The 23,197-nt window shown below is 45.8% G+C and carries 15 protein-coding genes and 3 pseudogenes; 12 read left to right on the forward strand and 6 right to left on the reverse strand.

The annotated features are described in order from the left end of the window. Positions 1 to 29: 29 nt before the first annotated feature. Positions 30 to 3,002: pseudogene (locus FEK66_RS24455) on the forward strand (Tn3-like element Tn3 family transposase); the annotation flags it as partial. A gap of 460 nt (positions 3,003 to 3,462) precedes the next feature. Next, positions 3,463 to 4,035 (forward strand): GNAT family N-acetyltransferase, encoded by a 573-nt coding sequence (locus FEK66_RS26325; protein WP_346763429.1) that lies wholly within the window; start codon positions 3,463 to 3,465, stop codon positions 4,033 to 4,035. A 308-nt stretch (positions 4,036 to 4,343) separates the two neighbouring features. Here the strand turns inward: FEK66_RS26325 and FEK66_RS24465 are convergent, their stop codons facing one another. Beyond that, complete coding sequence (locus tag FEK66_RS24465) at positions 4,344 to 4,970, reverse strand: helix-turn-helix domain-containing protein (RefSeq protein WP_138211631.1); 627 nt, start codon at positions 4,968 to 4,970, stop codon at positions 4,344 to 4,346. Positions 4,971 to 5,297: 327 nt separating this feature from the next. On the opposite strand from FEK66_RS24465, the gene FEK66_RS24470 reads away from it, so the two are divergent. Both FEK66_RS24470 and FEK66_RS24475 read left to right on the forward strand, forming a co-directional pair. Further along, a complete protein-coding gene (locus FEK66_RS24470) occupies positions 5,298 to 6,077 on the forward strand; it encodes an ABC transporter substrate-binding protein (RefSeq protein ID WP_135495588.1) in 780 nt (259 codons plus the stop codon). Between the two features lie 19 nt (positions 6,078 to 6,096). Further along, positions 6,097 to 7,230, forward strand: a complete 1,134-nt coding sequence (locus FEK66_RS24475; RefSeq protein ID WP_135495589.1) for a succinylglutamate desuccinylase/aspartoacylase family protein — start codon at positions 6,097 to 6,099, stop codon at positions 7,228 to 7,230. A gap of 40 nt (positions 7,231 to 7,270) precedes the next feature. Here the strand turns inward: FEK66_RS24475 and FEK66_RS24480 are convergent, their stop codons facing one another. Continuing rightward, a complete protein-coding gene (locus FEK66_RS24480) occupies positions 7,271 to 8,215 on the reverse strand; it encodes an NAD(P)-binding domain-containing protein (protein WP_135495590.1) in 945 nt (314 codons plus the stop codon). Next, positions 8,212 to 9,177: a threonine/serine dehydratase gene (locus tag FEK66_RS24485; protein WP_135495591.1), complete on the reverse strand. Its 966-nt coding sequence runs from the start codon at positions 9,175 to 9,177 to the stop codon at positions 8,212 to 8,214. Before FEK66_RS24485 ends, FEK66_RS24480 begins: the two co-directional genes overlap by 4 nt. A 626-nt stretch (positions 9,178 to 9,803) precedes the next feature. Between FEK66_RS24485 and FEK66_RS24490 the strand changes: the two genes are divergently transcribed. After that, complete coding sequence (locus FEK66_RS24490; protein WP_135495592.1) at positions 9,804 to 10,001, forward strand: hypothetical protein; 198 nt, start codon at positions 9,804 to 9,806, stop codon at positions 9,999 to 10,001. Between the two features lie 41 nt (positions 10,002 to 10,042). Here the strand turns inward: FEK66_RS24490 and nadS are convergent, their stop codons facing one another. Both nadS and FEK66_RS24500 read right to left on the reverse strand, forming a co-directional pair. After that, a complete protein-coding gene (gene nadS, locus FEK66_RS24495; RefSeq protein ID WP_135495593.1) occupies positions 10,043 to 10,345 on the reverse strand; it encodes a NadS family protein in 303 nt (100 codons plus the stop codon). Between the two features lie 125 nt (positions 10,346 to 10,470). Then, positions 10,471 to 11,061: a recombinase family protein gene (locus FEK66_RS24500; RefSeq protein WP_000086537.1), complete on the reverse strand. Its 591-nt coding sequence runs from the start codon at positions 11,059 to 11,061 to the stop codon at positions 10,471 to 10,473. 160 nt (positions 11,062 to 11,221) lie between these two features. Here FEK66_RS24500 and FEK66_RS24510 point away from each other — a divergent pair. Further along, positions 11,222 to 11,608: pseudogene (locus FEK66_RS24510) on the forward strand (DUF4158 domain-containing protein); the annotation flags it as partial. Here FEK66_RS24510 and FEK66_RS24515 read toward each other — a convergent pair. Continuing rightward, positions 11,609 to 11,837 (reverse strand): annotated as a pseudogene (locus FEK66_RS24515) (IS1 family transposase); the annotation flags it as partial. Between the two features lie 276 nt (positions 11,838 to 12,113). Between FEK66_RS24515 and FEK66_RS24520 the strand changes: the two are divergent. The 6 genes from FEK66_RS24520 to FEK66_RS24545 all read left to right on the forward strand — a co-directional run bounded on the left by FEK66_RS24520 (position 12,114) and on the right by FEK66_RS24545 (position 23,191). Continuing rightward, entirely contained in the window at positions 12,114 to 20,360 is an 8,247-nt protein-coding gene (locus tag FEK66_RS24520; RefSeq protein ID WP_138211632.1) for a hypothetical protein, read from the forward strand. 532 nt (positions 20,361 to 20,892) lie between these two features. Next, complete coding sequence (locus tag FEK66_RS24525; protein ID WP_135495602.1) at positions 20,893 to 21,261, forward strand: hypothetical protein; 369 nt, start codon at positions 20,893 to 20,895, stop codon at positions 21,259 to 21,261. Positions 21,262 to 21,301: 40 nt separating this feature from the next. Beyond that, positions 21,302 to 21,631, forward strand: coding sequence for a hypothetical protein (locus FEK66_RS24530; protein WP_135495603.1), 330 nt, complete (start codon positions 21,302 to 21,304; stop codon positions 21,629 to 21,631). A gap of 47 nt (positions 21,632 to 21,678) precedes the next feature. Beyond that, positions 21,679 to 22,077, forward strand: a complete 399-nt coding sequence (locus FEK66_RS24535; RefSeq protein ID WP_167854283.1) for a hypothetical protein — start codon at positions 21,679 to 21,681, stop codon at positions 22,075 to 22,077. Between the two features lie 5 nt (positions 22,078 to 22,082). Continuing rightward, entirely contained in the window at positions 22,083 to 22,418 is a 336-nt protein-coding gene (locus FEK66_RS24540) for a hypothetical protein (RefSeq protein ID WP_135495604.1), read from the forward strand. Then, entirely contained in the window at positions 22,415 to 23,191 is a 777-nt protein-coding gene (locus FEK66_RS24545; RefSeq protein WP_135495605.1) for a site-specific integrase, read from the forward strand. Before FEK66_RS24540 ends, FEK66_RS24545 begins: the two co-directional genes overlap by 4 nt. Positions 23,192 to 23,197 lie beyond the last annotated feature (6 nt).

Below are 23,197 nucleotides of genomic sequence, written 5' to 3' on the forward strand. Positions count from 1 at the left end.
ACCAATTAGAGGCATCACCGGAGGCTGATATGCCCGTTGACTTTTTGACCACTGAGCAGGCTGAAAACTATGGTCGGTTCACTGGCGAACCGGATGAATTTCAGCTAGCACGTTATTTTCATCTTGATGAAGCGGATAAAGAATTTATCGGGAAAAGCCGGGGTGATCACAATCGGCTTGGTATTGCCCTGCAAATCGGGTGCGTGCGTTTTCTGGGCACTTTTCTTACTGACATGAATCATATTCCTTCCGGCGTCCGGCATTTTACCGCCAGACAGCTCGGGATTCGTGATATCACCGTTCTTGCAGAATACGGTCAGAGGGAAAATACCCGCCGTGAGCATGCAGCACTGATACGTCAGCACTATCAGTATCGTGAATTTGCCTGGCCCTGGACATTTCGCCTTACCCGTCTTTTATATACCCGGAGCTGGATAAGCAACGAACGTCCTGGCCTGCTTTTCGATTTGGCGACAGGGTGGCTTATGCAACATCGTATTATTCTCCCCGGAGCCACCACGCTGACCCGGTTGATTTCAGAGGTAAGGGAAAAGGCGACGTTGCGCCTGTGGAACAAACTGGCACTGATACCGTCAGCCGAACAGCGTTCACAACTGGAGATGCTGCTGGGGCCAACTGATTGCAGCCGCCTGTCTTTACTGGAATCACTGAAAAAGGGCCCTGTGACCATTAGTGGTCCGGCGTTTAATGAAGCAATTGAACGCTGGAAAACTCTGAACGATTTTGGCCTGCATGCTGACAACCTGAGTACACTCCCGGCTGTACGCCTGAAAAATCTCGCACGTTATGCTGGAATGACTTCGGTGTTCAATATTGCCAGGATGTCATCGCAGAAAAGGATGGCGGTTCTGGTTGCCTTTGTCCTTACATGGGAAACGCTGGCGCTGGATGATGCACTGGACGTTCTGGACGCCATGCTGGCCGTTATCATCCGTGACGCCAGAAAGATTGGGCAGAAAAAACGGCTCCGCTCGCTGAAGGATCTGGATAAATCTGCACTGGCGCTCGCCAGCGCATGTTCGTACCTGCTGAAAGAAGAAACACCGGACGAATCGATTCGTGCTGAGGTGTTCAGCTACATCCCCAGGCAAAAGCTGGCTGAAATCATCACGCTTGTCCGTGAAATTGCCCGGCCCTCAGACGATAATTTTCATGACGAAATGGTGGAGCAGTACGGGCGCGTTCGTCGTTTCCTGCCCCATCTGCTGAATACCGTTAAATTTTCATCCGCACCTGCAGGGGTTACCACTCTGAATGCCTGTGACTACCTCAGCCGGGAGTTCAGCTCACGGCGGCAGTTTTTTGACGACGCACCAACGGAAATCATCAGTCGGTCATGGAAACGGCTGGTGATTAACCAGGAAAAACATATTACCCGCAAGGGATACACGCTCTGCTTTCTCAGTAAGCTGCAGGATAGTCTGAGACGGAGGGATGTCTACGTTACCGGCAGTAACCGGTGGGGAGATCCCCGTGCAAGATTACTACAGGGTGCTGACTGGCAGGCAAACCGGATTAAGGTTTATCGTTCTTTGGGGCACCCGACAGACCCGCAGGAAGCAATAAAATCTCTGGGTCATCAGCTTGATAGTCGTTACAGACAGGTTGCTGCACGTCTTGGCGAAAATGAGGCTGGCGAACTCGATGTTTCTGGCCCGAAGCCCCGGTTGACAATTTCTCCCCTCGCCAGTCTTGACGAGCCGGACAGTCTGAAACGACTGAGCAAAATGGTCAGTGATCTGCTCCCTCCAGTGGATTTAACGGAGTTGCTGCTTGAAATTAACGCCCATACCGGATTTGCAGATGAGTTTTTCCACGCCAGTGAAGCCAGTGCCTGAGTTGATGATCTGCCCGTCAGCATCAGCGCCGTGCTGATGGCTGAAGCCTGCAATATCGGTCTGGAACCACTGATCAGATCAAATGTTTCTGCACTGACCCGACACCGGCTGAACTGGACAAAAGCGAACTATCTGCGGGCTGAAACTATCACCAGCGCTAATGCCAGACTGGTTGATTTTCAGGCAACGCTGCCACTGGCACAGATATGGGGTGGAGGAGAAGTGGCATCTGCAGATGGAATGCGCTTTGTTACGCCAGTCAGAACAATCAATGCCGGACCGAACCGCAAATACTTTGGTAATAACAGAGGGATCACCTGGTACAACTTTGTGTCCGATCAGTATTCCGGCTTTCATGGCATCGTTATACCGGGGACGCTGAGGGACTCTATCTTTGTGCTGGAAGGCCTTCTGGAACAGGAGACCGGGCTGAACCCAACCGAAATTATGACCGATACAGCAGGTGCCAGCGATCTTGTCTTTGGCCTTTTCTGGCTGCTGGGATACCAGTTTTCTCCGCGCCTGGCTGATGCCGGTGCTTCGGTTTTCTGGCGAATGGACCATGATGCCGACTATGGCGTGCTGAATGATATTGCCAGAGGGCAATCAGATCCCCGAAAAATAGTCCTTCAGTGGGACGAAATGATCCGGACCGCAGGCTCCCTGAAGCTGGGCAAAGTACAGGCTTCAGTGCTGGTCCGTTCATTGCTGAAAAGTGAACGTCCTTCCGGACTGACTCAGGCAATCATTGAAGTGGGGCGCATCAACAAAACGCTGTATCTGCTTAATTATATTGATGATGAAGATTACCGCCGGCGCATTCTGACCCAGCTTAATCGGGGAGAAAGCCGCCATGCTGTTGCCAGAGCCATCTGTCACGGTCAAAAAGGTGAAATAAGAAAACGCTATACCGACGGTCAGGAAGATCAGTTGGGAGCTCTGGGGCTGGTCACTAACGCCGTCGTGTTATGGAACACTATTTATATGCAGGCAGCCCTGGATCATCTCCGGGCGCAGGGTGAAACACTGAATGATGAAGATATCGCACGCCTTTCCCCACTTTGCCACGGACATATCAATATGCTTGGCCATTATTCCTTCACGCTGACAGAACTGGTGACCAAAGGACATCTGAGACCATTAAAAGAGGCGTCAGAGGCAGAAAACGTTGCTTAACGTGAGTTTTCGTTCCACTGAGCGTCATACCCCTAAAACGCTCTGTGCGGCATGTGACACAGAGCTGCCTGACACAAGTCATTTGCCAGACCATGAACAACCTACATCCACTTCTACTTTCGTTGCTACAACGTCAGCCTGGCACGAAGAACAACTTATAGCTTGTGCAGTACTACAGAAAAAAGACGGTCTTCAGGACCTTCATGAGCTTTCACTGGAAATCATTGCCTTGACTGAATGGCAAGGTGATTTTATCAGTCTGCAGGTGAAAAACTGGCTGGGTAAAACCTTACAGAAGGCCAAAGAACATTGCCCTTCTGACAGAAAATTACGGTTATACGCCTCGGTTCGCAAAAGTGACCTCTGGTTGGCAAACCTTCTGACGACAGCTGATTTCCGGGCTGAGCGGATTTTCGTTGATATGACCATGACACTTTCAGGAAGCAATCAACCCCCGGCGCCCTGGACCAACTCGATATGTTCATTTCGCCCGGCGTTTAGCGAAGCGCTACGGATAGTATGTAATGAAGCCTTTGAGGGCCACTGGGGGACTACCCCCTGGTCAGTTCAGTCATGGCAAGAGGATGTTATTGAGTGCCCCGATTTTCTGCCAGAGCTGTCGTATCTGCTTTTTTCCGATGAAACGAATGAATTAATTGCCTTCGTGCTAACGTCCCGAAGCGAAATAAATACCCACCAGAGTAAATACAAGACAATTTGCATTGACCTTGTAGGTACGCGCCCGGAGTTCAGGGGGCAGGGATTTGCTGGTCGGTTGCTGGATTACACTTTGAAGAAAGCGGCCGAAAGCGGTTTTCTGAAGGCTGAACTGATGGTTGATACCGATGGCGAGCACAATGCACTGGGGCTTTATAAAAAACTGGGCTTCCAGATTAGCGACTGGTTAACGTCGATGGTGCTGGAAGCCGACGTAAGCAGTTATGCAACAGATAATTCCTTGAACCCGACCCCGAGAGAGCACCGTGACCGAATTCAATAAAGATATTCTTTTATTGCCCGCCGTAACCGAGCTGCAGTCCCTGCGCGCAACCTTCTGACAGAATCCAGCTGAAGAAGGCCTTAAGCGCGTCGGACTGACGATTACTGATGCTGAAGATGTCGCAGCCCGGCTGCAGCGCTCCGCGTCATTACTTGTCCGGGCCCGCGACTGCCGGCATCATCGAGTCTGACATGATCCCGGCACCTCACATGCAGGCAGAGCTGGAAAAGACAGGCGCTGTACCGGGTAACCGCTGGATTAAAAAAACACAGCCATCTTCCTATTTCCGGTTCAATAAAGGCGCGTTTTCAATTTTTGATTTCTCTGAGGTACTTATAAACAGTGGCTCGTCCCATAGAAAGAACGTTGGCAATGTAGTCAGCAGAGTTTCTGACAGTGAATGCTCCCTGGTGATAGAGTTCAGTCACCAGTTCTTTTTTCTGATGGCGAGACAGAGTTGAAAGCGAAGTATTGTTCTGTTTAAGCCACTGGTGGAGAAAAGTATTAATTTTTTCCTGCCAGTCATGTTTAAAAAGCTGGACTGGCTGTGGCTGCAAACGGTTAATGGACAGGATCATATCCAGTGCATTTTTCGCATCATCAAGCAGTGTCGTGCTGAAATTAATGCAAAAAATATATTCGGCTTCACCTTCCACGTTTGCCCGGATACTCACCGAACGCATCTTCTTACCATCCCAGTTCAGCTTTTCATAAGGGCCGGTCATGCTTTCAAGGTCATGAAGCGACAGCTCTTCCAGCCCGGCATCATCCCCAATGCTCCGTTTGGAAATATTATTGGCAAGGTAGGCAATTTTGCCGCTTTTAACGCTGTGTATAGCGACTTCCACTACCGGGTAAAATAGCGCGGCAATACCGTCAGCGACTGATTTTAATGTAGCGAACTGTTCGTCTTTTCTGCTCTTTTGTACGTCCAATCTCTGGCTCTCCTGAGTCTTCTGACCTAACTGTAACGCAGAACCTTGCTCCCTGTCCCTTTGCTACACGCTTTCGGGACAAAAACTCTATTTCTTTGACCATGAGGCAGTCAGAACTTTTTTATATGGCCTGTCGTTTTTTTCAATAATAATCAATCTATTCAATTAGATATCACTTAAATGAATAGATTTTGCATCGTTAATTTTAATGGATGAGTATATACAAAATGTACAATATAGATTATATGTCTGCACAATGACAGTCCGTAGACAAAAAGTCCCGCTTGCCTGGCTCCGTCACTCACACTCACGATACTGGAGGAATCTATGCGCCCACTGAAGTTAATCGCCATGTTATCCGCAGCCCTATTCGTCAGCTTTTCAGCGGCGTCGGCAAGCCTGCCTTCCACCATCCGTATCGGCACAGATCCGGGATATGCACCTTTTGAGTCCAAATCATCGGACGGTAAAGTGATTGGGTTCGACATCGATCTCGCAATGGCCTTGTGTGAACGTATGAAGGTACAGTGCGTGATTGTTGAATCCCCCTTCGATGCTCTCATTCCATCCCTGAAAGCCAAAAAAGTCGATGCCATTATGGCGGCAATGACCATTACCCCCGCCCGGCTCAAAGAAATTAACTTCTCTGACAAACTCTACTCGGCAAAAGCGCGCCTGATTGCCCCACGCGGGGCGACATTGCTACCCACACCTGACGCGCTGATGGGCAAGAATATTGGTGTTCTACAGGGTTCGATCCAGGAGGCCTACGCCAACAAATACTGGCGTAAGAGCGGCATTAATGTCGTCTCGTACCCGACGCAAGATGATATCTATTCCGACCTGACGGCGGGTCGGCTGGATGCCGCCTTCCAGGATGAAGTTGCTGGCATGTATGGTTTCCTGAAAAGCGCAGCAGGAAAAAACTATGACTTTGCAGGCCCGGCAGTACTGGATAAGGACATTTTCGGAGTGGGCGTTGGCATGGGCCTGCGTAAGGACAAACCTGAACTACAACAGGCAGTAAATGAGGCGTTCAAATCGCTGCGGGCTGACGGCACCTACAAAAAGATCGCTGATAAATATTTCTCTTTTGATATCTACTGAGTCAGGAAGCGGAGTCAACATGACCATCAACACGAGTACCCTTTTCACCGGTTCCGCCGGTGCGGGCAGCCAGTCTGAGATCATCAGGCATACTTTTACCGGCGGAGATAACCCGCGTAGCGTCTATATTCAGGCGGGACTGCATGCAGACGAACATCCCGGTATGCTGGTTATCCAGCATTTACTTAAGGAGCTGGAAATCATTGATCGGGCCTGCGGGATCAACGGCACGATTACGCTGATACCCTTTGCCAACCCTGTGGGAATGATGCAGAACGTGCTGGGGTTCTGGACCGGACGCTTCAATCTGGCTAACGGTGAAAACTTCAATCGTAACTTTCCAGACCTTGCCGAGGAGCTCGAAGCGCTTCACTCAAACCCCGAGTGGGTCGAACTCTCGCCTGCGCTTCAGCTTGATAGCCTGCTGATGCCAAAAGCGCACGAAGATGTGGTCAGTGCCGGTAAAAGAGCGCTGCTTCGCGAGGCTGTTAAGCATGACGTCATCCTGGATCTTCATTGCGATACGGCAGCCATACTGCATTTTTATACCAATGAACGATATCGTGAACGTGCAATCAACCTGGCGGCGGCTCTGGGCATTGAGGCTGTGCTGTTGGAAAGTTTTGCCGGTGGTGGCGCCTTTGACGAAGCCTGCACCAAAGGCTGGCAGTGGCTGGCGGATAAAGGACTGGAACCAGCTGAACGCATTCCCTTCTCTGTTTCGGTCGAGCTTCGCGGCCAGGCTGATGTCAGTGATGAACTCGCCGCAGATGATGCACGCCGAATTCTGAGCTATCTGTGTGCAGAAGGCTTTATCAACACCGAAATCCCCGTAACACAGCCGCTTCATCGTGACAGGATTGATACATTTCCGCTGGCAGGTACGGTGCATTTGCCATCACCAGCAAACGGTCTGGTAGTCTGGAAAAAGCAGCTGGGTGACTGGGTTAAAAAAGGTGAATGTCTTGGCGAAATTGCCAGCCTGGACGGCAAGGCTGGCGGCCAACGTGTGCCGATTTACAGTCCGGTAGAGGGCAGGATTCTGGTACAGCCTTTGACGGCGATGGTCAGAACCGGGCAACGGGTTGCGCTGATTGCAGGTAAAGAGCTACAAAAAGACAGGAAACAAGGTAAGCTGCTGCTGAACTTCTGATATCAATTAAGGCCCCGGAATATCATCCGGGGCTTTATATTTACACTTTCAGTTGCGCCAGAATACTTGCTGAAATCTGCGCATCTTGCACACCCAGCCCGGTCAAATCGGCAATGGTTATATCAGCTTCACCACGCACATACTGCGAGCGATCAGGCAGTAAACTACCGAGCTCAATGACCTTCGCATTTTCGCGATACTCGACCGGCAAATGGCTTAGTTCGCCATATGCAGTGCACTGTTTAAGGGAATCAGCCACAATACAATTGGCCTTCGCCACAAGTTTTGCGTCAAGTTCTTGCTTACCTGGGGTATCAGCACCCACCGCGGTAATATGCGTACCCGGTTGTACCCAATCGGCAAGTACTAAGGGCTTTGCTGATGACGTGGCGGTGACGATAACCGAAGCGCCGCTTACGGCCTGCTGCTCGCTGGTCGTAGTGACCAGTTGAATATCGATATCGGAAAGCTGCTCGCGGAAACGGGACAGCGATCCCTCATTTCGTCCCCAGACAAACACGTTACGACAAGATGTCAGCTCCAGTAACTGGCGCAACTGAAGCTCCGCCTGTAATCCGGTACCGAGGATTGCAATCCGCTCAACATGCTTAGGGAGCAACATCTCAGCCGCAATGCGCCCGGCGAGCGCAGTACGGACACCCGTCAACCAACCGCTATCGTTAAGCAGCGCCAGCGGCTGCCCTGTTTGCGCTGAGAAGACCATATTCAGCCCGTCGTTACTCGGCAGACCAAGGGAAGAATTGTTATAAAAACCGGTTGAGATTTTTACACAAAAACTTTCGCAGCCCTCAATCCAGGCTGATTTGATACAGCAGTCGCCTTCGGCTTGTGCAAAGGCAAACTGCTGTGCGGGTGGAAGCTGCACCCGCCCTGCGGAAAACGCTTCAAAACCCACTTTCAATCTGGCCAGCGCATCGTTCTGGTTAAATAACGCTTTGATTTCTTCAAGATCGATTATTTTCATTTCACAGCACCGGTGAATTTTTCCAGAGTGATATTTTTGCCACACAGTACCACTGCAACACGCTTGCCACGCCACTGTTCTGCCTGTTGCATAAAGGCAGCCATCGCCACCCCAGCCGCGCCTTCCACCATCCAGCGTTCATAACGGGCCAGCGTTTTCATGGCTGCTTTAATTTCCTCTTCACTGACCAGCAAACAGTCATCAACAACGGCCTGGCAAATGGGAAAAGTCATTGTGCCGGGTTCAAGTCCACCCGCAGTGCCGTCAGACAGTGTGTCATGCTCTTCCGGTTCAACAATTTCGCCAGCCTGAAGCGAAGCGTACATCGCCACTGATGCTTCTGGCCAACAGGCAATAATGCGGGTATCCGGTGACAGATGTTTCATCACTGTGCCAATGCCTGAAATCAAACCACCACCGCCCACTGCGACAAAAATGGCATCCAGATTTTGCTCTGTTTCAAGGATTTCAAACGCTATAGTGCCTTGCCCGGCGATCACGTCTTCATCATTGTACGGTGAAACAAAGGTGATCCCTTCGCGGGCCGCCGTTTCTGCCGCCTCCAGTTCAACACTAAGTGCATCCTTTTCAATCATTTTCACCGTTGCGCCATATGATCGAATAGCATCAAGCTTCAAAGGCGAAGCCGTGGCTGGAACAAAAACAGTGACCGGAACACCTGCCATGGCCCCGGCCAGCGCCATACCTTGCCCGTGATTACCCGAAGAAGCAGTGATCACCCCCTGCGCCTTTTGCTCCGGGGTCAGCAGGCGGATCTTGTTGCTCGCGCCGCGGAATTTGAACGAGCCGGTGTGTTGCAGGTGTTCACTCTTAAGAAAAAGATCGCACTCGTACAGCGTCGAAAGCATGTGACTGCGGTCGAGTGGAGTTTTTCTGACCTGCGGGCGAAGTGCCTTATGCGCTTCCTGGCTGGCGGTAAAAAGTTTGAGTAGCTGTGACATAGTGGCTTCCTCCATGTGTATTTATTGTCTAATATAGACTTTTAGTACACATTGTCTATCGCCAATTTATGTATTACAGGACATAGCTGCGTTAAATCAAAACCCGGGGGACAGAGTAAATTGGCATTACACGTCAGCCACTTTGCGCGGCCATAACGTCCGCTTCACGCCCTGAGACATTCGACAAGCTTTCAATAAGGGCGAGTTTCGCTCAAAGCACTCTGTCATGCCTGCTTAAAAAACAGGCTTAACGTAGGATATTTTCCGTTTTCCAAACGGCCCCCTATAGGCACACTGTTACCGAACGTCAAAAACAGCCATGCCGGAATGCTGAGCGCATTACATACCAACATGATATGCCTGAATATTGCCTGTGCTGGCGTGCTGATCCGGCAGCTTCTGGAGAAAGCCGGTTAATCGCGGTATGCCTTCCAGGTAGTGACGGGCTGCATGACAGACCCAGGTGGGGAAGCACTCGACGTTTATTTCTCCCTCATGTATATAGTCCTGTGCTGCCTGACAAAGAAAAGGAAATCAGATGACTCAACCAACTGATATTTTTAATTTATTCATTAAGCTCACGCCGCCAGGTCTGGCATTAATGCTATGGGTATATGGGGTTTATAATGAGTTATTCACTTAATAAACTGGAAACCATGCAGTTGCAGAAAAGGTGGCCTGATCTGCCTGGCGGTTTAACAATACATGACAAAAAAGAAGCACTACACGTGATGATCGCCGCAGAAGAAAGGAAAACCAGATCATCGTTTATGCTTGCCATTGCCTTTACTGCAATAGCCATTTTCTGGACAGTGTATATCTGAGAATAAAACCAAGCCCCGCCAGCGCGACAGGGCTTGTGTTTTCAGACGTGAATACCACGTAACGTATTAATCAGTGCAGGCTCACGCTCGATGAGACAGAGCATTTTCAGCGCAATACCCGACGGAATACGCCGATGCTGTTCCCAGCTACGAACAAGGTCAACGCTGGTCCCCACCACTTCTGCAAATTCAGCCTGTTTCATTCCGGCATGTTTACGAATAGCCTTCACATCCGGCAACGTATGACGGTGAACATTTTCTGCAGCTGGCTGGATTTGGCCATTCTCAATGGCAACCATTTCCTCCATGCTGTCGATCAGGGCATCAAAAAGTTTCTTTTCCATAAATTTTTCCTCGTTATGGAGAGGCCTGTATAAACCTGGACGGACAGTTACCAGTGCTCAATCAGTGAGGCACCTATCTGGGGTCCGCTTGGAAAACGGAAAATATCCCACGCTAAGACTATTTTTTATACAGTAACAGTTTGCTGTTTCGCTCTAACTCTCAGAATTGTTTGCCGTGTGGTTCGGAATTCCCTGGCAATAGCACTTATACTTGCCCCAGACTTAATGCGTTCGAGTACCTTCTGTGTTTGTTCTTCATTTAATACCGGTGGGCGACCAAAACGTTTTCCTGCATCCCGTGCTCTTGCTATCCCTGAATAAGTTCGTTCAAGTAAAAGGTCTCGTTCAAATTCAGCGACCGCTGAAATCACCTGCATTGTCATTTTTCCTGCCGGACTGGTCAGATCCACACCACCTAATGCCAGGCAATGCACCCTGATGCCAGATTCGGTCAGTTGCTCCACTGTTTTCCTTATATCCATTGCATTACGACCGAGGCGATCCAGTTTTGTGACTATCAATACATCGCCACTTTCCAGACGATCAAGCAACCGGTTAAAACCAGGGCGTTCGCTGGCTGCTACTGAGCCACTAATTTGTTCTTCGATTATTCGTTGGGGTCTGACGTTAAAACCCGCGCTTTCGATTTCCCGACGTTGATTTTCGGTCGTCTGTTCCAGTGTGGAGACCCGACAATAGGCAAAAATTCGAGACATAGTGAGATCTTCTGTACGAAATGGGTGTACATATTATAATGCATATCCGAAAGTGATTTCGCTGACTTTCGGACATATCTGTTTAACAATGTCCGAAACCGGTCGTTTTCGGTCACAACAAATCCATAACACATGAAAACTTTACACGAGGGAAGCATTCATGCCACGGCGACAAATACTGAGTAGTGAAGAGCAAGCTCGCCTGCTGGTTATACCAGATGATGAAATTATTCTGACCAGAATGTGTTTTCTTTGTGATAAAGATATTGCTCTCATTAATAAGCACCGGCGTCCAGCTAATCGCCTGGGCTTTGCGGTATTACTCTGTTACCTGCGTGGGCCTGGATTTGTACCGGACAAAAACAATATTCCCCACTGTGGCGTTGTATCCAGAATTGCTTCAAGACTGAAGCTTCAGCCCGATTTATGGCATGAATATGCAGCCAGAGAGCAAACCCGCTGGGAGCATCTGGCTGAACTTTATCGCTACCTGAAATTATCTCCATTCAGCCGAACACTGCAAAAAGACTGCATTCGGCATCTGCATTTTCAGGACTCTTGCGGTATCCCGGACTCCTGAACCGTTATGCGCCATATCGACGCATATCGACGATCTGCTCCTTAACACCGGGCTTTCGGGCTTCGTAGGTATAGGTCAGTTGGAAAACACGTTTACATGCCCGGCAACGGAAGCGCTCGTGTCGGGAGGTGCTACGACCATGGCGATAAACTTCATCTGAATGACAGCGGGGACAATGAACAGTAATGGTAGCCACAGAAAACCTCAAATACCCATAGATTATCAGATTATCAGAAATTTCTATCAATTTAAGGCATTACCCGATTAATTATATGAAATTAATTAAATACAACATTATTATCACATCCAACCCTGATGTATGCTTTCATTAATTTCATGGTGTATATATTGCTATATAACAGCAAAAAACATAAGATGCTCGCACTAATGACAATCGTAGAACATCCCTTAAGAGAGGACAAAAAATGAAATATGGGATGAACCAATGCTCTTATGAGAGGATTTGCATATTATGCTTGAATATGTGACAAAAAAAAATATATCTCAGCCTCAAGAACATTCTCAGCCAGATATACAGCAAGACTTCATTTCAACGATTGTTGATGATATCCGCCCCCGCCCAACTCCGCCTCGTTTATCTAACATAACGACATTCATTAGACAAAGGCTACGGCCAGTATATAAGCCCGAACTTGTCCCTTTCAGTAGTAGCAACTGGCAGAAACGATTTATTCTTCACTTTCAGAACATTGCCAGACAAAACTGCACCCTACCAGAGACAACTGGCTTGGAATGGAATGAATCACTGGGAGAACTTGCCATTTCCGCGGTGCTCAGCATGCGGGGTTTTGCACCTGAAGAGGTTGCAGAACAATACTATAAGCAATGGCATACCCATTACCTGACTTTAAATAATGAAACTATTCCCCTCCCGAAAAAAACGCTACAGGCTTTCCTCGATCTCAGTTGGATTGAAATGTGGCAGGAAATGAAACGAGTAGGTGAGGCGCTTTTGTCTAACTCGCTATTGCAAATGAAGGATTATGTAATCCATGGCAATCTGGTCAGCTATATTCTGTCGAATATTGTAGAACATGGCCATTTCGGGACTATCGTGCGTTTGATCCAGAGGATGGGCATGAAGGTTGCTATAGCATTTATTCAGCACACACTTTCCCTTATACCTGAAGGCAATCCCATCAGAGCTGTATTAGCTGTTCTGAGTGATGCAGGGCAGGCCACTACAGAATTATCAACAGCAAATCCTGTTTTGGTAGCATTGACTACTGCGTTGACTGTCACGTGGATAATACAAGCGGAAGAGTGTATTGATATTCCAGAACCGGTGACGGAAGTGGGCCGAAGGCTGGCTGGACTGCCGGATTTGCTGAGATCGCTGTACGATATTATTAGCTCGTTTGCCATGTTACCGAGACGCTCACAGGGGACTCTGACACAATTGTATGCTGATCCTACTGACATCTCGGGCTACTTGGGGGGGGGCTGTGCATTACCGCCAGCCAATGTGAATGAGACAACTCCAGTTCTGCATCTGTCCCAGGCTCTGTGGACGCCTGATAACCAAGAAATTTCGGTGCAGATAGCTCGAAACTCCGATGATATCTATAAATCAGTACGTTCTGCCCATAACAAGTTGTGGCCGAATGTATCTCCGGCATTGTCCCTTTTGACAAGTCCAAGTCCTACCGCGCAAATGAACCCGGAGATGAGTCGCTTCTTATCCGATGAGTTGAATAAAGCTGATTCTTCATCGGAGGCTTTTCGTGGAGTACATTGCGAAATTATGAAAATCGGATTAAATCTAACAGGGGGGAATATATGGGGTGTACGATTTACCGGTTGGCTCTCACAAGGCAATGGTGAGGGGATACTGGCTGCACGTTGGACAACAAGGATGGATGATGAGCAAAAAGCAGAACTGAATGCGTTATTCAAAAATGGTGAAGCATTGGGGGAAGTACAAAATACGGCTCTGAAAGAAGTCATGGCCTTTCTATCCCAAGAGGCTACTCTTCCGTCAAATGTTCCAGCATCAGGGAGGGCAGAAATAATTCGCTCTCAAACTACGACACCTGTCGAAGAGGAAGCTATGTTGATCCGAATGGGGAGTCCCCCCCTTATTCAGGTAATAAAGCGGGCAGGAGAAATGTTGAGTGATTTGCAACCTTCATGGCCATCATGGCCATCATGGCCATCTGGCGCGGAAGGAAAACCTATGCGAGGATCTGGAAGCTCTATTTGGCAAATGAATCCCAATATAAAAGGCAGAATGCGCAGGGATGTACCTGCTGCAAGTCAAGTGATCAGTGTTCCTGAAAATGATGTAACCGAGTTTTCTCTTCACAGAAATGAAGGTTTTCATTATACCAAACGACTCGAAAATGAAAACACACGTTTAAAGCAACTATTTAAAGAAATGCCAAAGCCATCTTTTCCTCCATACCACCCTGATGACCCCGGCGCGACGGAAGCCTTTGACGAATGGGCTGACTCATATATAACAGAAGTGACGGAGTATTGGCACAACCTACCACTTCAAAATTCAATTTCACATTTTTCTATTTACGAGCATCTAAAAAATCGTTTTTCCTTATTAACATCTATAGGCAGAGCTGAAGGGGAGCTCAATGAAGAAGATGAGAAAATCATTAGCTCATTAATACAGACTCCAGACACAAATGAAAGGAATGAGAACGACTCCAGGATTCTTGGGGCTTATATAGATATCGAGGGTGTTAAAACAGATATACCCGGGATATATATTATTGCTAATAGTGGAATTAAAACCGCGACAACTTTTTTATTGATACTTCCTAATAAGAAAATAAAAAAAATATCCAGACTTTATGATGCACATTCAGAAATAGGAAACTATCTCGCAAAAGATAAAAGCGGGAATTATCCATTGATGACGGGTGATGTTGATTTTGTGCTAACGACACTTAAAGGTGATTCATTTAAGAACATTGAAAATGTTATAATTAATAACATGCAAATTAAACTAATACAAACTAAACAAAAAATAAAAAACGAAAATCCAATATCTAATGGCTATAATGCGTTAAGAGAGTTGGAAAAAGCAGGTAATGGTTGGTTATATGGCGTGTTAGATATGAGTCAATTCATTAATTCTCTATATAAAGAGATAAAAAAAGAAAATGAAGAAGCAGATAATTTAAGAAAGGAAATTTTAAAAAATTTGCATCGACTGCAAGGATTAAATGAAATTAAACATTCAGAGTTGGCAAATACATTTATTGCTGTTCCTACTCATGGCCTATTAGGACGTTATGCTAATGTAGCAAAAGAATTCATAAATAAATTGATTGAATGGTTTATCTCCAGCGAGGCTACCAATTATCCAACTTATGGGGATGATGAAATAATGATATTCAACCATCAAGATGAAATATATTCATCGAATGCTCGTAATGATATAGATTTTAGCCGCCCTTACTCTGTGGTGTTTAACAAACTCAAAACTAATTCTGAAGCTTTGCCAGTCACTGTACGTGGAATTAATAAAAGAAATAATCTGAAAAAAACTATAAATTTGGTGTACTATGACCGTGGTGGTTTATTCCTTGAGAATTTCAAGAAAGTGTTGTCAGAAAATAATATAGATGATGAATCTATCAGAGTCAATCAAAAAGGAGAGGTATCTCTCAATGATATATTGTCACTCATGTTTAGCGAAAATAATGATGATCTATCTGAAATATTATCTGGTAAGGAAGTGCTTTCAAAAGATGATATAACGTCAATTATCGAAAAAATAGTTGGGAGGGGTAGTTACCAGCCACTAATATTTTTAACACCAAATCACAACAAAAAAATCGCATCAGATAATTATCTTGCAACTGATTATCTTGTTGGCCAAAGAAGTTTTAGAGATATTTATAGCAGTGATTATAGAATAATTGAGAGTAAACTGAATGAAGTGTTCAATGATGTAATTAATGAGTTAGAGAGCAGTGATGATTATTTGAAGGGTGAGAACGTACTGGAGCGTTTAAAAAAAGATGTTGGTATAAGTGTAAAGATAACAGTTAAAGATACTGATGGGGAAGATGATGTTTATATTAAGACACATACAGTAAACAGTAGTGATGGGAATTCTCTGAGTGAATACTTCAAACATATTGCCAAACAGATAGCAGATTATGTTATTATCGCCATTAGGGATCCAGACGGAGAGAATGAAGGTAATATTTATATTACTGATTTGACATTTGAGTATGTCATACCGAATAAACAAAGAAATTTTTTATTATTAAGTGATCTTGATATTCATTTAATGGGTATTTTTAATGCCTATAATTCACATGAGTTATTAAATCCCAGTTCGTCTGAATATGGTAGTCAGTTGCAAAACTATGCTGTGAAGGTTAGAGGGGAGCTGGCTGGCAATAATACAAGTGGTTTTGTACAATCAAAATTACTGATTGAAGCGATTAAAAGAGCTGTTAGATATCACAGGAATAATCCAGGGCGTTTAGAAGGATATGACAGAGGAATAAACAGAACATCATATGATGAAGTTGAATTTTACAATCATGTAATAAAAGAAATTTTACAGGCTTTTTTTAAAACAGAGACTTATCTCCTTAGGCAACAACAGAGAGCATTGATTGTAGCTCAACCTAGCCAGGCTGAATTTATCTCCAGAGCGATATGCAAATATTTTTCGATAGATGAGAGAAAATGGCCATTGGTAATAACAGTTAAAGCAGATATAGATATTATCTTAACGGCAGAAAGTTCTGGAGCAGTTGTAACCAAGTACTCTAATTCTGAGCAACTGACTCAAGGAAAACGCATAAGCCTGTTTGAGTTATTATATGATAACGAATTCCGAGCTTTGATCGGAGGGGCTCCGAATAAACAGGAAGCAATTTCCTATTACGTGGATAAACTTAAAGGTAAACTTGAATTAAATGATGATGAAGTATTAAATCTAAAGGATAAAATATCTGAACTTGTTTCATCCTATAATTTATTTATTGCCTCTTTCCCATCTCAGGAAGGGATTCCAGATGATTTACAAAAACCTATAAATGGATTCAATATCTTTAATGAAAAATATGTTGGGTTTGCCATGGGTGTTTGGCGAAACCTCGAGGCTGAAATAATAATCAAAGAAGCTCCAGATGCATTCGATAGAATTACAAAAAATAAAAGTAATACTCCTTACGTTGAATTATTAACAGACGAAGAAAAAAAAATACTGGATGATAGGTGTGAACATGTAAGGCGTCATTTTGAATTGGCAAGAAATAAAGATAATTTTAAAGATTTACCAACAAAATGGGCCAGTCTTGAAAAGATAATTTGGCGTGACATTGTAAAACCGGTGTTAAGCAATTCGCCATCGCTTATTGGGCAAGCAATTATATTTGTTGATGATTTAGTGAATGCTACCGATGCAGAAGATATAGTAATTCAGGGATTGTTTGTTGTTTCAGGAATCTTGGCGAAAATACGTTCTCCAACAGCTAATGGATTAAGTAAATTTTTGAATTTTGGTACAAACTCAGTGCTTATTGTCAGGTCTGCTTATGATTATCAAAAAGCAGTGAAAGAACATCGTTGGGATAGCGCAAACCAAAGTTTAGTTATGCTGTTTATGAGTGCCCACGGTCACCTTGAAGTTGCAGAAAGTATTTTCAATGATTTTATAACACAACGAGAAAAAGTTATCGAGGAAGTGCAAAATAAAAATTCAAAAAGTGAGCATGCCCCCCCACTTGCAAATAATCTGGCCGTTAGTGAAAGTGATTCATTTGATAATTTAAATAACCGCGGCCGTTATGAACATGTAACACGACTGAATGGTGAGATAGTTATAACACCACCAAAAGCCATAATTGAGGGTATATATGACACTCGCGACCTGATTACAACAGATAAGAGGGTGGCTATAGCATTGGGAAACGGAATAGAAACTATCTATATGATCGATGGGGAGCCAACTCAGGCTGTAGGCAGTAGCGAAGGTAGTGTATTGCGCATGATTAGTGAAATGCCACTAGAAAAAGATGATTGGAAAAAGCTACATGAGGAAGGTACTGCCAGTAACACAATTGTCCGTTCAAATGATGAAAACAAAAATTTTCCATCAACATTTACAGGTATAGTTTCTGACAACGCTTACGCACGTAATGAAAACGCAGTAGGTTTCATGAACAATCACTACTCGCAGCTTGACATATTTGATGGGGATATCACCACCTTAAATGGAGAAATAAAAAGTGCTAAAATCCATGTTGGAATATTGGAGCATAAATATGTATTATACAGAAATGGACAATTAGAGACTCTGGATTTTATAGAGTCTCATGATGGCACAACAAGGTTTTTCTGTGAAAATGGAGAAGTTGTTAGTATCCCGGTGCTACTGACCTCAAAAGTGCATTATAAACAAAATATAAAGGCAAAAATTATTGGCTCAGCATATTCTATGTTGGCTGTTGAAGTCGAAAATAGCGTGGATGGCTTAAGCAACAAACGTACAGTTCCTGGTTTCATTGCCAACAGATTAGATGGCGGACAAATGATAGTGATTGAACTAGATAAAGGTATTCACTATTTTGGTGATATAAATGAATCATCCGCGATTAATATCGCGGACCCTAACGCCATGACACTACAGCCAATTGTTGAACTAGATATGGAGAAAATTAACCCTCAGGCCGATCCAAAGCGAGCATCGTCTGCTTTTTACAATGAAAATCCTGAGTATAGAAAATTGGAAGTTGCTCAACATGACTTTATTTTAAACTTATTTTATGGAGCTAAATATGCAAACGAAGCTTATTCCGCTGATCCCAGTAATGTAATCCGAGATAAAGCATTGCTAATTGACCAAAAAAATAAACTGCCTGAGCAAGTTTTTGATGCGAGTAATCCATTTTTCGAGCTTGATGTGACACCAGAAGAGGCAGCTCTATTTAGCCCTGCAAATCAACGCTTTATCGCAAAACTGCTATCAGAAAACCATATGCGCTGGGGAAGACTGAAAGAAAGCGAAGATATATCGTTTGTGGAAAATACCGTTAATAAACTGGAGTTTAAATTATCAAATGGTGATTATTCCAAGATAAAACTTAATCATGACTTAAGTCAAGATAGCGGTCGTGTAGATTTACACCAACAACTTGGTAGAATTTTCAATAATGGGAATCTGGTTATATGTGAAGTTACGTTATTTTCTGGCGAAATGAAAAGTTTCGTCGGTGTGATTGATGAGCAATATCACGAAGATTTAAACTTGATGGGAAACCAGATTGATGCCTTTACTCAGCCTGATGAAAATATTATAACATCTTCACAGGATGTTAAAGTCCTTAAAAATGCCAATAATTTAATAAACATTATCGAGTCGTATTACCCTATTGGAACTGAAATAAAAGCAGTTAGATTTTTTTCGAATTTCGCTTTTAATAATGTTATCGCTCAACATATTTTTAGTCTACAACGCAGAGGCTACCATATTACTTCCGTTACCCACTTGCATGACAAAACAAAAATAAAGATACGGCGATCTAAGGTTAGAAGTGCCGGTTCGTACCCGACAATAAAAGAAGTTAATGATATTATAGATTCAGATTATTTAATAACTGAAGGGGAACAAAAAGGGGCTTACCTTAAAGATGGAGAATATTACATCCCATTTGAAGTTGGTATTTTTTACAGAGCTGCTTGGGATGAAGTGGAAAAGGGCTTCCGATTACTACCAGAAAATAGCAATGATTGGTCCCGTGGTTCTTTACCATTGGTAAGATATTATAATAATAAATTCTGGATAAGTAACCATGTGGGAACATTTTTACAATTTTTTAATCCATCCGAAGATGGAAGTAATGCATTAAGGCGTTACGCGGTTAACATAAATAATGAAGATGGATTGTTTAAAGACGGTACTACAACAGGATTATTCGTTGATTCTGTTGGAAATCAATATATTCAACTATCCTCAGAATTTTACGTTCCAACTAAACTGGATGGTAATGACCGTGTCATCTATTCTCAAACCAACCCCATTGACAGACGTATAGTCATACTTATACAAGGTGAATGGTTAGTTGTTGATAAATACATGGGGCGCGGGGGAGGGAAAGGGAAGAAAGCCTCAGGTAGCAAGCATGCTGCCCCCAAACTAGATGATCCTTCTGGTGTCCCATTGAATGAAGCAACTCACCTGGCAGAAGCGAATGGGCTAATACTTCTTAATAGAGGAAATGCCAAATCTAAAATTTTTTATCATAGCACTAACGTACCAACTATTGACTATTCAGTTACCCCAAAGGATGTAGCGTCGTCTACAGTTTTTTATCGAGCGATGGGTGAAAATGAATTTAATGCACTTAAGCCATCTATAAGTGGGGCATCATCAGGAACAGTGATGAATAACTTTGCTAAATTAGATCCACTAGGATACATAGGCATTACGCCAAATGAAAATTATGCCTATAAAATATTTTCGCAAAACAAATCAACTCAACCCTATCTAATTAAATTCGATTTGAATGGCAAAACCCTCAATTACTTTTTAGAGGGAAAAACATCTGATTTCAAAGCAGAGGGGTACGGAAGATCCTTTGGACTTGGAGAAAGAGGGACCAATTACCTAGCAGGCACTGCCGCTACAGGTAGACCCGGAGATCATTTTTTTAATGCGATTAAAAACGGTGAAATTTCAGTTTCGTTAATCGGCGTCAAATCTTGTCTTGATTGATGTAGTGGATCGGTAATTCTGCACACTCCATCTGATAATGTCCGGTTAAATCAAAAAGCATATTGCGTATGGTTATTCACTAAGTGTGCAAACATCATACGTAATATGATTTTATTCTCGTTGCTTTAAAATCATATCCTTTGCCCGTTTCCCGCCGCGCAGATCCGAAAACTCCCGGTTTCGGATCTCTCTACCACTCACCGGCGCGCAGCAGCGCGTAAACACAATATGTGCCACTCAGTCAGCTGCTTTTTGTCTATATGTGGTGTTTTATTCCTCCTGCGTGACACGCCGCCCATCACCCAAAATCGGCGCTTTTCTTATTCCGTGTGCGTGGTACACTTCCGGAAAGTCGTAAATACGCAGAATATCGGATCACCTGAAAACCGGCATCCGGTAATTTACCGTCGTGGTTATCATCATGCTAATTATCTTTATTAGAAAAAATCACGGAAGGAATAATCATTATTGTTACTGTCAGATGCGTCAGTGGATGATGGTTTTATGATGGGACTATTTTTAGGGAGAGCAGATGATGAAGTTCGCCGACACTGTCAAATTATTACAGTGTCACCATCAAAGTCTCTGGTTTAAATCAGATCAGGAAGTGAAGGAGTTTTGTTTTTGTGATCGCTGGACCGGGGGAGAGATTCTGACTGGGGCCGGGCGACTGCTTGCCATGCAGGCAGGCCATCCTGATGAATGGAGACTGAATTTTAACCATACGAAACCGGATAGCCCTTATGAGCCTGATGAGTGCGACGAGGGTGAACTGATTACCGAGGCATTCTTGAGCGATGTCCGCATGTTTATGACGTGCAACGTTTACCCAAATATTGACGCCCAAGGGGATTTTATCAGGGACCATACTCCAGACGATCAGACGGTATGGAATCCGTGATAACTGAATACAGGCGGGATTTCTCAGTAAAGGATGGATTATGTGTGATTTATGCAGGGCGGACGGGAATTACTTCCATACGCCGGAATGTGTGTATGACCAGCTGGCCAGTGAGTACCCCGTGATGTGGCTGCGGGATTCGACCCGGATCGGCGCCTGCTACACCCTCCGTGAACTGCTGTCGCCGGAAGGGATGGTGCAGGCCATACAGAACGCGCCTCCCGTGACGGGATGGCGGCTGCGTATGCGGTATAACGAGGCCACTGACGAAGAGATAGACCCGCAGCGTGGGGACTGTATAGAGCTGCTCTCCAGGACGGATGCCCTGCTTGCCTTCCGGTCCTTGCAGGATGACACCGCGTCAGCCTAGACGATCGGCCCCAGCAACAACCCTTAACCCGGTTAACAGGAAACCAGATGAACAGAACCGATGATGAACCACAGACAGAAACGGACGTGATGGCCACCGCTTTCAGCACCATGCGAAAGTACGGCTGTAATATCATCAGCGTTACGCAGTTTATGGATACTAATGCTTACGTGAAATCCGATCCGCGGATGCCGGGAAAGCGGCTGCGTCGTTACCTGGGCCAGTACGGCCTGCGCGGTGAGGCGCTGAGCAGGGAGGTCAGACGTATCGTCGCTGGCCCTGAGCGACCGGATAACACGCTGAAAGCCGGAATCTTCTATACGTGGCCCTATGGCTGGGAGCCTGCGGATTTCACGCCAATGATGAGGAGCATTTTCAAGGGAAAGCGCACCCGTCATGTGATGTTGTTTGATGAACTGCCTCAGCTGTTTGGCAAATTAGGATAAGCGGAATGAACCATGACCTGGTGGCTGCCCGTGCGGCAGAAGAAATCATTGAACTGCTGACGCTGTGCCAGCAGTTGCAGTCAGAAAAGGACGGCAGGGAACGGCCGGCGCCCGGAATATATTCCCGCGATGAGGATGAATTTGCCGATCGCATCCGTTCCGCATGCGGGCACGCCCTGCAGCTGCGCCGGCTGCTTCCGGTAACGACGACCCTGAGCGCCATCGGCGCCGAGATGGAACGCCGGGGAGAAATCAGTGTGCTCCCGGGCGAGGATTACGCGCAGAAAGCACTGGCACGACTTACTGAGCAATACCTGTCCAACAGGGACAACAAGCAATGATGCCGGCAATCCCAGGCCAGGGCGTTTCTTTTTCGGTCACGCAGCTGCCGGTGGCCATCGACTACCCTGCCGCACTTGCCCTGCGTCAGATGGCGCTCGTTCAGGACGAACTGCCGAAATATCTGCTGGCGCCGGAAGTGAGTGCCCTGCTCCACTATGTACCCGATCTCCACCGCAAGATGTTGCTGGCAACCCTCTGGAACACCGGCGCGCGCATTAACGAGGCGCTGGCGCTGACCCGGAGTGATTTTTCTCTGGCGCCGCCCTACCCGTTCGTGCAGCTGGCCACACTCAAGCAGCGGGCGGAGAAAGCGGCACGAACGGCCGGCCGCTCGCCTGCCGGCAGTCAGGCGCATCGCCTGGTTCCGCTTTCCGATGCGAACTATGTCGGTCAGCTGGAGATGATGGTGGCCACGCTGAAAATACCTCTTGAACGACGCAACAAGCGAAGCGGCAGAACCGAGAAGGCGCGTATCTGGGAGATCACCGATCGGACGGTCCGCACCTGGCTCAGCGAAGCGGTTGAAGCGGCAGCGGCCGACGGGGTGACGTTCTCCGTGCCGATTACACCGCACACGTTCCGTCATTCCTACGCCATGCACATGCTATATGCCGGTATACCACTGAAGGTGCTACAGAGTTTAATGGGACATAAGAGCATCAGCTCGACGGAGGTGTATACGAAGGTGTTTGCGCTCGATGTGGCGGCACGGCACAGGGTACAGTTCCAGATGCCTGGCGATGAGGCGGTGGCGCTGATAAAAAAAATCTAAGAAAGT

Origin of the sequence: Escherichia sp. E1130, assembly GCF_005781065.1 — a bacterium.
GTDB lineage: Bacteria > Pseudomonadota > Gammaproteobacteria > Enterobacterales > Enterobacteriaceae > Escherichia.

What these genes read in the sequence shown, in the direction of transcription:
- FEK66_RS24545 (WP_135495605.1), top strand. Translation starts at nt 22,415, where the DNA reads ATGATGCCGGCAATCCCAGGCCAGGGCGTTTCTTTTTCGGTCACGCAG.
- FEK66_RS24485 (WP_135495591.1), bottom strand. Translation starts at nt 9,177, where the DNA reads ATGTCACAGCTACTCAAACTTTTTACCGCCAGCCAGGAAGCGCATAAG.
- FEK66_RS24475 (WP_135495589.1), top strand. Translation starts at nt 6,097, where the DNA reads ATGACCATCAACACGAGTACCCTTTTCACCGGTTCCGCCGGTGCGGGC.
- FEK66_RS24480 (WP_135495590.1), bottom strand. Translation starts at nt 8,215, where the DNA reads ATGAAAATAATCGATCTTGAAGAAATCAAAGCGTTATTTAACCAGAAC.
- FEK66_RS24500 (WP_000086537.1), bottom strand. Translation starts at nt 11,061, where the DNA reads ATGTCTCGAATTTTTGCCTATTGTCGGGTCTCCACACTGGAACAGACG.
- FEK66_RS24470 (WP_135495588.1), top strand. Translation starts at nt 5,298, where the DNA reads ATGCGCCCACTGAAGTTAATCGCCATGTTATCCGCAGCCCTATTCGTC.
- FEK66_RS24530 (WP_135495603.1), top strand. Translation starts at nt 21,302, where the DNA reads ATGTGTGATTTATGCAGGGCGGACGGGAATTACTTCCATACGCCGGAA.
- FEK66_RS24535 (WP_167854283.1), top strand. Translation starts at nt 21,679, where the DNA reads ATGAACAGAACCGATGATGAACCACAGACAGAAACGGACGTGATGGCC.
- FEK66_RS26325 (WP_346763429.1), top strand. Translation starts at nt 3,463, where the DNA reads ATGACACTTTCAGGAAGCAATCAACCCCCGGCGCCCTGGACCAACTCG.
- FEK66_RS24525 (WP_135495602.1), top strand. Translation starts at nt 20,893, where the DNA reads ATGATGAAGTTCGCCGACACTGTCAAATTATTACAGTGTCACCATCAA.
- nadS (WP_135495593.1), bottom strand. Translation starts at nt 10,345, where the DNA reads ATGGAAAAGAAACTTTTTGATGCCCTGATCGACAGCATGGAGGAAATG.
- FEK66_RS24490 (WP_135495592.1), top strand. Translation starts at nt 9,804, where the DNA reads ATGAGTTATTCACTTAATAAACTGGAAACCATGCAGTTGCAGAAAAGG.
- FEK66_RS24540 (WP_135495604.1), top strand. Translation starts at nt 22,083, where the DNA reads ATGAACCATGACCTGGTGGCTGCCCGTGCGGCAGAAGAAATCATTGAA.
- FEK66_RS24520 (WP_138211632.1), top strand. Translation starts at nt 12,114, where the DNA reads ATGCTTGAATATGTGACAAAAAAAAATATATCTCAGCCTCAAGAACAT.